This window comes from Acetatifactor muris, assembly GCF_024623325.1.
Taxonomy (GTDB): domain Bacteria; phylum Bacillota; class Clostridia; order Lachnospirales; family Lachnospiraceae; genus Acetatifactor; species Acetatifactor muris.
In genome coordinates, this window is record NZ_JANJZD010000011.1 from 106,215 (window position 1) to 119,481 (window position 13,267).

General features: G+C 49.2%; 8 protein-coding genes. 1 reads left to right on the forward strand and 7 read right to left on the reverse strand.

The window, feature by feature from the left end; all coding sequences use genetic code 11:
• The first annotated feature begins 240 nt into the window (after positions 1–240).
• Entirely contained in the window at positions 241–747 is a 507-nt protein-coding gene (locus NSB25_RS12340) for a hypothetical protein (RefSeq protein ID WP_103239930.1), read from the forward strand.
• A gap of 109 nt (positions 748–856) precedes the next feature.
• On the opposite strand, the gene guaB is transcribed toward NSB25_RS12340, so the two are convergent.
• The 7 genes from guaB to rplJ form a co-directional block, all read right to left on the reverse strand.
• The gene (guaB, locus tag NSB25_RS12345) at positions 857–2,311 is read right to left on the reverse strand and encodes an IMP dehydrogenase (protein ID WP_103239929.1); all 1,455 of its coding nucleotides are present in this window, start codon (positions 2,309–2,311) and stop codon (positions 857–859) included.
• 160 nt (positions 2,312–2,471) lie between these two features.
• Positions 2,472–2,981 carry a DUF6106 family protein gene (locus NSB25_RS12350; RefSeq protein WP_103240013.1) on the reverse strand — a complete coding sequence of 170 codons (510 nt, stop codon included), beginning with the start codon at positions 2,979–2,981 and terminating at the stop codon, positions 2,472–2,474.
• 218 nt (positions 2,982–3,199) lie between these two features.
• Positions 3,200–4,051 (reverse strand): dTDP-4-dehydrorhamnose reductase, encoded by an 852-nt coding sequence (gene rfbD / locus NSB25_RS12355; RefSeq protein WP_103239928.1) that lies wholly within the window; start codon positions 4,049–4,051, stop codon positions 3,200–3,202.
• Between the two features lie 104 nt (positions 4,052–4,155).
• The gene (gene rpoC, locus NSB25_RS12360; protein ID WP_103239927.1) at positions 4,156–7,917 is read right to left on the reverse strand and encodes a DNA-directed RNA polymerase subunit beta'; all 3,762 of its coding nucleotides are present in this window, start codon (positions 7,915–7,917) and stop codon (positions 4,156–4,158) included.
• A 21-nt stretch (positions 7,918–7,938) separates the two neighbouring features.
• Positions 7,939–11,814, reverse strand: a complete 3,876-nt coding sequence (gene rpoB, locus NSB25_RS12365; protein ID WP_103240012.1) for a DNA-directed RNA polymerase subunit beta — start codon at positions 11,812–11,814, stop codon at positions 7,939–7,941.
• Positions 11,815–12,150: 336 nt separating this feature from the next.
• Entirely contained in the window at positions 12,151–12,522 is a 372-nt protein-coding gene (gene rplL, locus NSB25_RS12370; protein ID WP_103239926.1) for a 50S ribosomal protein L7/L12, read from the reverse strand.
• 59 nt (positions 12,523–12,581) lie between these two features.
• Positions 12,582–13,118, reverse strand: a complete 537-nt coding sequence (rplJ, locus tag NSB25_RS12375) for a 50S ribosomal protein L10 (RefSeq protein WP_103239925.1) — start codon at positions 13,116–13,118, stop codon at positions 12,582–12,584.
• Between the last annotated feature and the right edge of the window lie 149 nt (positions 13,119–13,267).

A 13,267-nucleotide genomic window follows, 5' to 3' on the forward strand; every position in this document is an offset into this window, starting at 1 on the left:
GGCCCGAAGCCGCTTTTGAACGGCTTTTGGCCCTTTTTACAAAAATTTTACACTTTCTCTTCCCCCATTCCCCCTCCCAGGCCCATACTGACTCCCTTCAGGTAATTTTCAGCCTGCCGGCAGCAATTTGAAAAATCAGACGAAATCAATCGAAATCACAGGATTTTTGAAAACTGAGTCGTGACAATCCCTCCTTTCTGTGGTATGATGAGAGCAGTCTTTGAAAGGAGGGAAATCATTATGGCATTAACGAATGAAGATCTGCTGGCAATTTCACAGATATTAGATGTAAAGTTGAAAGCGGAGATACAACCGATAAAAAATGAGATACAAACCTTGAGAAGCGAACTACAGACAAAACTTCAGGCTCTCGGTTCTGAACTGCACACAGAACTTCAGGCTCTTGGTTCTGAACTGCACACAGAACTTCAGGCTCTTGATTCTGAACTGCACGCAGAACTTCAGGCTCTTGGTTCTGAACTGCACACAGAACTTCAGGCTCTTGGTTCTGAACTGCACACAGAACTTCAGGCTCTTGATTTTGAACTGCACGCAGAAATACACCAGATAAAAATGTTCCAGGAAAATGTAATAATGCCTCAATTGAACACCATTACGGACTGCTACACTTCTACTTTTCACAGGTATAAAGATTCCGTGGAAGGATATGAAGCACTGCAGGCCGACAACGAGGTCATGAAAAATGTTATTATGGAACATAGTGAAAAGCTTCAAAAACTGGCATAATCAAAGACCCCGCTGCAAGCAGCCACTTGGCTCGTTGCTCGCGGGAATAAAGGAAATGCCGCCCCGGGATACCATCCGGGTGCGGCATTCACTGTATATTCTCTTCTCTTTACTCATCCACACTGTAGTTCGGCGCTTCCTTTGTGATATGAATATCATGAGGATGGCTTTCCTTCAGGGATGCCGCGGAAATCTTCACAAACCTTCCGTTATCCTTCAACTCCTGGATATTGTGCGCTCCACAGTAGCCCATACCGGATCTCAAGCCGCCCAGCAGCTGGAATACTGTATCTTCCACATCTCCTTTGTATGCCACACGTCCCTCCACACCCTCGGGAACAAGCTTTCTGGCGTTCTCCTGGAAATAACGGTCCTTGCTGCCATTCTCCATGGCCGCAATGGAACCCATACCGCGGTACACCTTGTATTTTCTCCCCTGGAACAATTCATAATCTCCAGGGCTCTCCTCACAGCCGGCAAACATACTGCCCATCATACATACATTCCCGCCTGCGGCAATTGCCTTTGTGATGTCTCCGGAATATTTGATTCCGCCGTCTGCAATAATGGGCACCCCGTATTCCTTCGCCACTTCATAACAGTTCATGATAGCTGTAATCTGGGGCACACCAATGCCTGCCACCACACGAGTGGTACAGATAGAGCCGGGGCCAATGCCTACCTTAACCGCATCTGCGCCGCTTTCAATCAAATCTTTCGCGGCCTGTCCGGTAGCCACATTTCCTGCGATCACCTGCAGGTCAGGATACTTTTCCTTGATCATTTTCAGACAGTTCAATACATTCCGGGAATGTCCATGTGCACTGTCAAGCACTATGACATCCACTTTTGCATCTACCAACGCTGCCACACGCTCCAGCACATTAGCTGTAATCCCCACTCCTGCGCCGCAGAGCAGCCTTCCCTGCCCGTCCTTTGCTGCCAGAGGATACTTGATGGCCTTCTCGATATCTTTAATGGTAATCAGGCCTTTCAGATTAAAATCTTTGTCGACTATGGGAAGTTTTTCCTTTCTGGCCTTGGCCAGAATCCGCTTTGCCTCCTCCAGAGTGATGCCCTCCGGAGCTGTAATCAGACCCTCGCTGGTCATGGATTCCTTAATCTTCTTCGTGAAATCCGTCTCAAACTTCAAATCCCGGTTGGTGATAATACCCACCAGCTTCCTCCCCTCAGTAACCGGCACACCGGAAATGCGGAACTTCGCCATCAAAGCGTCTGCATCCCCCAGTGTATGCTCGGGCGTCAGAGAAAAAGGATCCGTAATGACACCGTTCTCAGAGCGTTTCACCTTGTCCACTTCTTCGGCCTGGGCTTCAATGGACATATTTTTATGAATGATACCGATACCGCCCTGCCGCGCCATGGCAATGGCCATCCTGTGTTCCGTCACCGTGTCCATTCCGGCACTCATCATCGGAATATTCAGTTTGATTTTCTTTGTCAGCCAGGTTGTCAGATCCACCTGATTGGGCACCACCTCCGAATACCCGGGTACCAGAAGCACATCATCAAAAGTTATACCTTCGCCAATAATCTGTCCCATTCTATTTCCTCCTGATTTTAGTTCCGCTGTCTTCGCAACAATGCCTCCTCAGGGAAGAATTCCCGGCCGCCTTGTGTCCGTAAATTCTTCCAGGCATTGTTCCGAAAGACTGCTGATTTTAGTTCCGCTGTCTTCGCAACAATGCCAATGCCCCCGCCTTTTAATCAGCAAAAACTTTCCGGGGTGCAACATTTTTCATCACTTTTATCATTTCTTCGGAAGGGCTCAGAATAATCTTCTCGCCGCCTTCATAGTACATGATAAACCGTCTGTCAGGCTGCAGTTCCTCGCCTATACTGTAGTCCTTTGTCTTGTTTACATTGCGATTTCTATAATTGTCCAGATGATAACTTTTGAAAGGAGCCAGAATTTCCACTCTGTCCAGCTGATAGGTGGCCACTCTCTTTCTCCTTGTCTTCGCCATGACCTTGTCCACCACCAGCTCTCTGTCCAGATAGAGGTACTCATACTCCAGATCCGTGAAAAGATTGACAAAATAAGCCCCCACGCCGGTAATAATCGCACCGATAAATGCGAACATCATCAGAGGCGGGAGGACAAATATCGCCAACACAAACACCACAGTCAGCATGATCAACAGCATTTTAAAAAATTTCCCTATCCAGGAGGGTTTTGCCTTTACCAGGCATTCCACATAAGTATCGCTCATCTCATATTCCTTTCCTTTATTTTGATTTTCCTCTATCATAAACTATCTGACCGCAACTTTCAAGCAGACTTTCCAAAATATCTGTTTTTTCATAATAAAGCTGTCATTCACTCCCTGACCGGCGGCAGATACTTCACAGTTCAAATCCGGCATTCTGAGTCTGCAAGTCAAAATCCCGGAAAACATTGCCATATTGCTCAATGAATTCCGGGATCTTCTTATCCCTCTTTTTTCAGGATTTCAATATATCTCGCCAGCGCATCCTGCCAGCAAGGGAGCTTTTCAAAGCCCATCTCTGTCAGCTTATCGTTATTCATGCGGCTGTTGGCCGGACGTTTCGCCTTTGCACCATATTCTTCGGTAGTCACAGGTATCACATTTACCGATACATCTGCCTCCTTAAAAATGGCACAGGCAAACTCATACCAGGAGCAGATTCCTTCATTTGTGGCATGGTAAATGCCGTATTTTTCAGTCTGCACCATATCCACCAGCAGTCTGGCCAGATCATAGGTATAAGTGGGCGACCCATACTGGTCGTTCACCACACGAATGGTGTCATGATTCTGCGCCAGCTTCAGCATGGTCCTGACAAAGTTTTTGCCGTTGACGCCGAACGCCCAGGCAATCCGGACAATAAAATATTTATCCAGAATGTTTCTGACTGCAAGCTCCCCTTCGTATTTGGTCCATCCATACACACTCTGAGGAGCGCAGGCATCTTCCGGCTGCCAGAAATGGTCTCCCGCACCGCTGAACACATAATCCGTACTGATCTGCACCATCCTGATGTCCAGCGCCTTACAGACACTTGCAATATTCCGGGGACCGTCCACATTTACTTTCCGGCAGAGCTCCTCATTTTCCTCAGCTGCATCCACCGCTGTGTACGCCGCACAGTGAATCACCGCATCCGGGGCATTCTCCCTGATTACACTGTCCACGCTATCCGCATCCGTGATATCCATCTCCTGAATATCCACTCCCACTGCCGAAATTCCGCGCTTTTCCAGTTCATTCATCACATCATGACCCAGCTGGCCATTCACTCCCGTCACAAGAATCTTCATATAAATTCTCCACTTCATCTCATCCTGGCATTTCAGCCATGCAGTCCCTGAGATTTTACCTTCCCGTTCCCCGCATGGCTGAACTGCAGCTACATTCAGACGTTTTATACCATATCCTCCGCCATCAGAACAGTTTCCACAGCCTGGTCCTCATCCCCGGACACTTCTGCATCATTGAAGTCTTCTTCCGCTTCTTCGATTTCTTCAAATTCGTCAAATACTTCCATATCTTCCGTCTCTTCAGATTTTATATCTTCTTCGAAGCTGATTTCGTCCTCCATATTGCCCTCGTCAAAGGAAATGGTCTCCACCTCATCCGTATTCAGTCTGGTACTGCGGTATCTCTTCATACCGGTTCCCACGGGAATCAGTTTACCGATAATAACATTTTCCTTCAGACCAATGAGGTTATCTATCTTACCTTTAATGGCAGCTTCCGTCAAAACCTTTGTGGTCTCCTGGAAAGATGCCGCTGACAGGAAGGAATTGGTGGCAAGCGCAGCCTTTGTAATTCCCAGAAGTACCTGCTTTCCTTCCGCAGGCTCCTTTCCTTCTGCGGTCAGCATCTCATTCATATCTTCATATTCCAGGAAGTCAACCAGTGTACCCGGCAGGAAGTCCGTATCACCGCTGTTCTCGATTCGCACTTTCTTCAGCATCTGACGCACAATCACTTCGATATGCTTATCCGCGATATCCACACCCTGCAGACGGTATACTCTCTGAACCTCCCGAAGCATATAATCCTGGACAGAACGGATTCCCTTGATTTTCAGCAGATCGTGTGGATTTACACTGCCTTCCGTCAGCTCATCTCCGGCCTCCAGCACCTGTCCGTCCAACACCTTGATTCTGGAGCCATAGGGAATCAGGTAGGCCTTTGACTCGCCTGTCTCCTCATTGCTGATAACCACTTCACGCTTTTTCTTGGTATCCCGCAGCTCCGCCTTACCGCCGAATTCAGCGATAATGGCAAGGCCCTTCGGCTTTCTCGCCTCGAAAAGCTCCTCCACACGGGGAAGACCCTGCGTGATATCGTCACCTGCCACACCGCCGGTATGGAAGGTTCTCATGGTCAGCTGGGTACCGGGCTCTCCGATGGACTGTGCCGCAATAATACCCACTGCCTCGCCTACCTGCACAGCTTCACCTGTGGCCATATTGGCGCCATAGCATTTTGCGCAGATGCCCACATGAGAGCGGCAGGTCAGAATGGTACGAATTTTGATTGCTTCAACAGGCTCACCCTTTCCGTTGACCCCTGTGCTCAGAATTCGAGCGGCACGGCTGGGAGTAATCATATGATTACGCTTTACGATGAGCTCTCCATCCTTATCATAAATGTCCTCACAGGTATATCTGCCCGTGATTCTGTCTTTTAATCCCTCTATGGTCTCCTTGCCGTCCATAAAGGCTTTCACTGTCATTCCGGGGATTTCCGCTCTCTCCTCGCTGCAGTCCACTTCACGGATACTCAGCTCCTGAGACACATCCACCATTCGTCTGGTCAGGTAACCGGAGTCAGCCGTACGAAGTGCCGTATCAGACAGACCCTTGCGGGCGCCATGTGCAGACATAAAATACTCCAGCACGTCCAATCCCTCACGGAAATTGGATTTAATCGGCAGTTCGATGGTCCGTCCCGTAGTATCGGCCATCAGACCACGCATTCCCGCCAGCTGCTTAATCTGCTGATTGGAACCGCGGGCGCCGGAATCGGCCATCATGAAAATGTTATTATATTTATCCAGTCCCGAAAGCAGAACTTCCGTCAGTTCCTTATCCGTCTCATTCCAGGTCTCCACCACGGCACGATATCTTTCTTCCTCCGTAATCAGACCTCTCCGGAAGTTGGTGGAAATCTTATCCACAGTAGCCTGGGCTTCCTCCAGCATCTGAGGCTTTCTGGACGGCACTGTCATATCAGAAATGGACACCGTCATGGCTGCCTGGGTGGAATATTTATAGCCGATGGATTTCACATCATCCAGAACCTCCGCCGTTTTGGATGCCCCATGGGTATTGATTACCTTCTCCAGAATCTGCTTCAGTCCCTTTTTATCCACATGGAAATCTACTTCCAGCTTCAGGAAGTTCTGCGGGTCTTTTCTGTCCACAAACCCCAGATCCTGCGGAAGAATCTCATTGAAGATAAACCGTCCCAGCGTGGATTCCACATTTCCGGTAATTACTTCACCCTCTGCATTTTTCCTGGACATCCGCACAGTAATCCTGGAATGCAGCGTACAATATTTATTCTCATAGGCCAGAATGGCTTCATTCACACTCTTATAGAATTTCCCTTCGCCCAGGGCACCCGGTCTCTCCTGTGTCAGATAATAGATTCCCAGCACCATATCCTGAGAGGGAACGGCCACCGGACCTCCGTCCGAAGGCTTCAGCAGGTTATTGGGCGACAGCAGCAGGAAACGGCATTCCGCCTGTGCCTCCACGGAAAGGGGAAGATGCACTGCCATCTGGTCCCCGTCAAAGTCCGCGTTAAAAGCAGTACACACCAGCGGATGCAGCTTGATCGCCTTGCCTTCCACCAGAATCGGCTCAAAGGCCTGAATTCCCAGTCTGTGCAGAGTGGGAGCACGGTTCAGCATAACCGGATGTTCCTTAATTACCTCTTCCAGCACATCCCATACCTGAGTGTCCATTTTATCTACCAGTTTCTTGGCATTTTTAATATTCTGGCTGATTCCCTTTGCCACCAGTTCTTTCATCACAAAAGGTTTGAACAGCTCTATGGCCATTTCTTTCGGCAGACCACACTGATAGATCTTCAGCTCCGGGCCCACCACGATAACCGAACGGCCGGAATAGTCCACACGTTTTCCCAACAGGTTCTGACGGAAACGTCCGGATTTACCTTTCAGCATATCCGAGAGAGACTTCAGCGCACGGTTACCCGGTCCTGTGACGGGACGGCCTCTTCTGCCGTTGTCAATCAGTGCATCCACCGCTTCCTGCAGCATTCTTTTCTCATTGCGCACAATGATATCCGGAGCGCCCAGTTCCAGCAGTCTCTTCAGACGATTGTTTCTGTTGATAATTCTTCTGTACAGATCATTCAGATCCGATGTGGCAAAACGTCCTCCGTCCAGCTGTACCATGGGACGAATGTCGGGAGGAATAACCGGAATCACATCCATAATCATCCAGTCAGGCATATTGCCGGACTCACGGAATGCCTCTATTACTTCCAGTCTTTTGATAATACGTGCACGCTTCTGACCGGAAGACTCCTTCAGCCCCGTCTTCAGCTCTTCCGCTTCCGTATCCAGCTCAATGGCCTGCAGCAGTTCCTTCACCGCCTCGGCTCCCATGCCTACCCGGAATTTATTCCCGTACATTTCACGGGCATCCTGATACTCTTTTTCGGACAGAATCTGCTTGTAGTCCAGACCGGTCTCACCGGGATCCAGCACGATATAGGAGGCAAAATAAAGCACTTTCTCCAGTACTCGGGGGGACAAATCCAGAATCAGTCCCATCCGGCTGGGGATTCCCTTAAAATACCAGATATGAGATACCGGAGCGGCCAGCTCAATATGTCCCATACGTTCTCTCCGCACGCTGGATTTGGTCACTTCCACACCACATCTGTCACAGACAACGCCCTTATATCTGATTTTCTTATATTTGCCGCAATGACACTCCCAATCCTTGCTGGGACCGAAGATTTTCTCACAGAACAATCCTTCTCTCTCCGGCTTCAGTGTCCTGTAATTAATTGTTTCCGGCTTTAATACTTCACCGTGGGACCACTCGCGAATCTTATCCGGGGAAGCCAGACCGATTTTAATCGCATCAAAGGTCATAGGCTGGTATGCTGTTGTTTCATTCTTTGTTTCTGACATGAATGGCACTCCCTTCTATTCTCAGAATTCTTCATCGCCATCAAATTCTTCGGAGTCTAAATCCGACTCGTATTCCTCGTCGTCAAAACCTTCTTCCTCACCGTCCTCGGCACTGATCAGTTCACCGCTCTCATCATCAAACTCCTGGGCCTGATATCCCATCTCACCCAGTGAGTCATCATTATAATCATCATACTTGCGGTCGGAACCCATCTCATAGCGATAATCTGTATCACCATAGTCAATGGCTTCCATGATTTCGACTTCTGTATGATCTTCGCGAAGAACCCGCACGTCAAGTCCCAGCGCCTGCAATTCCTTGAGCAGCACCTTAAAGGATTCGGGAATACCGGGCTCGGGAATATTGTCTCCCTTGATAATCGCCTCGTAAGTCTTCACACGTCCCACCACATCATCGGATTTCACCGTGAGGATTTCCTGCAGCGTGTAAGATGCGCCGTAAGCCTCCAGCGCCCACACTTCCATCTCACCGAAACGCTGGCCGCCGAACTGTGCCTTTCCGCCCAGCGGCTGCTGGGTCACCAGGGAGTACGGTCCCGTGGAACGCGCGTGAATCTTGTCATCCACCAGATGATGCAGCTTCAGATAATGCATGTGTCCGATGGTTACGGGACTGTCAAAATACTCACCGGTTCTGCCATCGCGCAGACGCACCTTTCCGTCCCTGGAAATCTGCACGCCCTTCCACAATTCTCTGTGGTCCCTGTTGTCAGACAAATACTCCATCACCTCGGGACGCAGCTCATCCTTATGTTTCTCTTCAAATTCTTCCCACTCCAGATTGACATAATCATTTGCCAGATCCAGAGTATCCATTATATCATTTTCGTTCGCCCCGTCGAAAATAGGGGTTGCCACATTAAAGCCCAGCGCCCTGGCTGCCAGTGACAGGTGAATCTCCAGCACCTGCCCGATGTTCATACGGGAAGGCACACCCAGAGGGTTCAGCACGATATCCAGCGGACGGCCGTTGGGCAGATAAGGCATATCTTCCACGGGAAGTACGCGGGACACCACACCCTTGTTGCCGTGACGGCCTGCCATCTTGTCGCCCACAGAAAGCTTCCTCTTCTGTGCAATATAAATACGGACGGCCTGATTCACACCGGGTGAAAGCTCGTCGCTGTTCTCCCTGGTGAATACCTTTGCATCCACTACAATACCATATTCTCCGTGAGGCACCTTCAGCGAGGTGTCTCTGACTTCTCTGGCCTTCTCTCCGAAGATAGCTCTCAGCAGACGTTCTTCCGCGGTAAGCTCAGTCTCTCCCTTCGGCGTTACCTTTCCTACCAGAATATCGCCGGCACGCACTTCCGCCCCGATACGGATAATTCCCCTTTCATCCAGATCCTTCAGGGCATCATCACCCACGCCGGGCACATCCCTGGTAATCTCTTCGGGTCCCAGCTTTGTATCCCGGGCCTCCGCCTCATATTCCTCTATATGCACAGATGTGTATACATCATCCTGCACCAGACGCTCGCTGAGCAGTACGGCATCCTCGTAATTGTAGCCTTCCCAGGTCATGAAGCCAATCAGAGGATTCTTGCCCAGCGCCAGCTCGCCCATGGCTGTGGACGGACCATCCGCAATCACCTGTCCTGCCTCCACATGGTCGCCCTTGTATACAATGGGCTTCTGATTATAACAGTTGGACTGATTGCTCCTGGAAAATTTGGTCAGATGGAACTCCATCTTCTCTCCATCGTCACAGGTCATTCTGATTAATGCGGAGGACACATAATCGATGGTTCCCGCCTTCTTCGCCACCACACAGACACCGGAGTCCACCGCCGCCTTGGGTTCCATCCCGGTACCCACCACCGGCGCTTCCGTCTTCAGCAGCGGAACTGCCTGTCTCTGCATGTTGGACCCCATCAGCGCACGGTTTGCATCATCATTCTGCAGGAAAGGAATCAATGCAGTTGCCACTGAGAAAACCATTCTCGGAGACACGTCCATGTAGTCGAACATGGAACGGGGATATTCGGAAGTCTCATCTCTGTAGCGCCCGGAAACACTGTTCCTCACAAAATGTCCTTCCTCATCCAGCGCCTCACTTGCCTGCGCCACATGATAATTGTCTTCCTCATCCGCAGTCATATAGACCACTTCATCCGTAACCCTGGGATTCCTGGGGTCAGCTTTGTCCACCTTTCTGTAAGGCGCTTCTATAAAACCATATTCATTGATTCTCGCATAGCTTGCAAGATAATTAATCAAACCGATATTGGGACCTTCAGGGGTCTCAATAGGGCACATTCTGCCATAGTGGGAATAATGTACGTCACGCACTTCGAATCCGGCCCGGTCTCTGGACAGACCGCCGGGGCCCAGCGCAGACAGACGTCTCTTGTTCGTCAGCTCAGCCAGAGGATTATTCTGGTCCATAAACTGTGACAGCTGGGAGGAACCGAAGAATTCCTTCACAGCAGCCGTTACAGGCTTGATATTGATCAGAGACTGAGGTGAGATTTCGTCCGCATCATGGGTAGTCATTCGCTCGCGCACCACACGTTCCATTCTGGACAGACCAATCCGATACTGATTCTGAAGCAATTCACCCACCGAGCGAATTCTTCTGTTGCCCAGATGATCGATGTCATCATCGTTCCCCAGGCCATATTCCAGATGCATATTGTAGTTGATGGAAGCAATGATATCCTCTTTGGTAATATGCTTCGGCACCAGTTCGTGAACATTTTTGCGAATGGCTTCCGCAAGCTTCTCCGCATCTGACGCATATTCCTCCAGAATCTGCGCCAGCACAGGGTAATAAACTTTCTCCTTAATGCCGAAATCTCTGGGATTACAGTCCACAAAGCTGGTAAGTTCCACCATCATGTTAGACAGAACCTTTACATTCTTCTCCTCTGTCTGAATGTACACAAAAGGAACAGCCGCATTCTGAATGTTGTCCGCCAGCTCCAGAGTTACCTTATCGCCGGCTGCCGCCAGAATTTCTCCTGTGGACGGGTCCACCACATCAGCCGCCAGAATCTGGTCCTTGATTCTGTTCCTGAAGGACAGCTTCTTATTGAACTTATACCTGCCCACCTTTGCCAGATCATATCTGCGTGGGTCAAAAAACATGGCGTTAATCAGACTTTCCGCACTTTCCACGCTCAAAGGTTCGCCGGGCCGAATCTTCTTGTACAGCTCCAGCAGACCCTCCTGATAATTCTCGGCAGTATCCTTGGCAAAGCTTGCCTCTATTTTGGGCTCGTCTCCAAACACTTCCCGGATCTCGTCATTGGTGCCGATGCCCAGCGCGCGGATCAGTACCGTCACCGGCACCTTACGCGTTCTGTCCACACGCACATAAAACACATCGTTGGAGTCAGTTTCATATTCCAGCCATGCGCCGCGATTGGGGATTACAGTACAGGAATACAGCCTTTTTCCGATTTTGTCATGTCCAATGGCATAGTAAATGCCGGGGGAACGGACCAGCTGACTTACAATGACACGTTCTGCGCCATTGATTACGAAAGTACCGGTCTCTGTCATCAGGGGAAGGTCACCCATGAAAATCTTATGTTCACTGATTTCTTCTTTTTCTTTATTATAGAGCCGAACCGTTACCGTCAAAGGCGCCGCATAAGTCGCATCTCTCTCCTTGCATTCTTCAATCGAATACTTCACATCATTCCTGCTCAGTTCAAAGTCTACAAATTCAAGACTCAAAGAGCCGCTGTAATCAGCGATAGGAGAGATATCATCGAAAGCTTCCTTCAGTCCTTCATCCAGAAACCACTGGTAGGAATCCTTCTGAACTTCGAGCAGATCTGGCATTTCCAGAACCTCTTTTTGCTGCGCATAACTCATACGCATAACTCTGGTGCCGGCAACTGGACGTATTCTGTTTTTCTCCATTGACATTTCACCCCGTTCTTCTTTCTATTATGCCTGATGCAATCGGACGTAAAAAACCAACCGATGCCAGGAAACAGCGCAAAAAAACATTCTGCTCCACAAGGCAGACCTTCCCGTGCATCAGTACATTATCACTTTCATACAATACACAGCATTTTCATACGAGTGCATCGCACAATAGTGCACTATCCATAATATCACAAATCGAAAACCGGGTCAAGTTGATTTTAGGAAATCTTAGGAAATTTGTTCGCAGAATTCAGGGAAATCAGACATAAAATACGAAAAAGGCAGTCCTTTTTCTCTCTCGGAACTGCCTTTTCAATACACCGCTTCTTATTTCAGAGTAGCCTTTGCGCCTACCTCTTCCAGTTTCTTCTTCACTTCTTCGGCTTCTTCCTTGGAAACGCCTTCCTTTACAATCTTCGGTGCGCTCTCAACGGCATCCTTTGCCTCCTTCAGGCCCAGACCGGTAATCTCACGTACCACCTTGATTACCTTAACCTTCTCTGCGCCGATTTCGGTCAGTTCAACGTCGAATTCAGTCTTCTCTTCCTCTTCCACTGCGGGGCCGGCTGCTGCAACCACAACACCTGCTGCTGCAGATACACCAAACTCTTCTTCGCAAGCCTTTACAAGTTCATTTAACTCTAATACGGTCATCTCTTTGATCGCTTCGATCAGTTCCTGAGCTGTTAACTTAGCCATTTTTAGTATCCTCCATTTTTTATTGTTTTTTAAATTCTAAATTACTTTCCTCATGCAGCTTATGCCTGTTCAGCAGGAGCCGCTTCGGGTGCAGGCGCTGCACATGCGGAAGCGCCGCCTTTTTCCGCCAGCTGATTCAGCACACGGGCGAAATTGGTAACAGGGCTCTGCAGACTGCCAAGCAACTTGGAAATAAGCACTTCCCTGGACGGAATGCTGGCAATTGTCGCCATTCCCTTGGCATCATACAGTGTACCTTCCACTACGCCGGCCTTGATCTCCAGCTTGTCTGCTGTCTTCGCGAACTCGGAAAGCACTCTGGCAGGAGCCGTGGCATCCTCAGTGGAAATAGCCACTGCGCTGGGACCTTCCAGGTAAGGGGCCAGACTTTCAAACTCTGTACCCTTGAACGCAAAGTTCATAAAGGTATTCTTGTACACCTTGTAGGTAATTCCCGCCTCGCGCAGATTCTTACGAAGCTTTGTATCCTGCTCGACAGTAAGTCCGCGATAATCAACCAGAACCACAGACTGCGCATCTTTGATATTTGCAGAAATCTCGTCTACAATAGGTTTCTTTAATTCAACCTTTGCCATTTTTCTACCTCCTTATAGATTTTAATGCCGATAAAGAAGTACATTTAAGTAAAAATCCTTCCGATACAGTCGGGAGCTCTCCTCCGGACAAGCCTTCGGAAAATTCTCCCCTCCGCTTCGAAAGGATGAATCATCAAATGTATGCCCCG

What these genes read in the sequence shown, in the direction of transcription:
- rpoB (WP_103240012.1), bottom strand. Translation starts at nt 11,814, where the DNA reads ATGGAGAAAAACAGAATACGTCCAGTTGCCGGCACCAGAGTTATGCGT.
- rfbD (WP_103239928.1), bottom strand. Translation starts at nt 4,051, where the DNA reads ATGAAGATTCTTGTGACGGGAGTGAATGGCCAGCTGGGTCATGATGTG.
- rplL (WP_103239926.1), bottom strand. Translation starts at nt 12,522, where the DNA reads ATGGCTAAGTTAACAGCTCAGGAACTGATCGAAGCGATCAAAGAGATG.
- guaB (WP_103239929.1), bottom strand. Translation starts at nt 2,311, where the DNA reads ATGGGACAGATTATTGGCGAAGGTATAACTTTTGATGATGTGCTTCTG.
- NSB25_RS12350 (WP_103240013.1), bottom strand. Translation starts at nt 2,981, where the DNA reads ATGAGCGATACTTATGTGGAATGCCTGGTAAAGGCAAAACCCTCCTGG.
- rpoC (WP_103239927.1), bottom strand. Translation starts at nt 7,917, where the DNA reads ATGTCAGAAACAAAGAATGAAACAACAGCATACCAGCCTATGACCTTT.
- rplJ (WP_103239925.1), bottom strand. Translation starts at nt 13,118, where the DNA reads ATGGCAAAGGTTGAATTAAAGAAACCTATTGTAGACGAGATTTCTGCA.
- NSB25_RS12340 (WP_103239930.1), top strand. Translation starts at nt 241, where the DNA reads ATGGCATTAACGAATGAAGATCTGCTGGCAATTTCACAGATATTAGAT.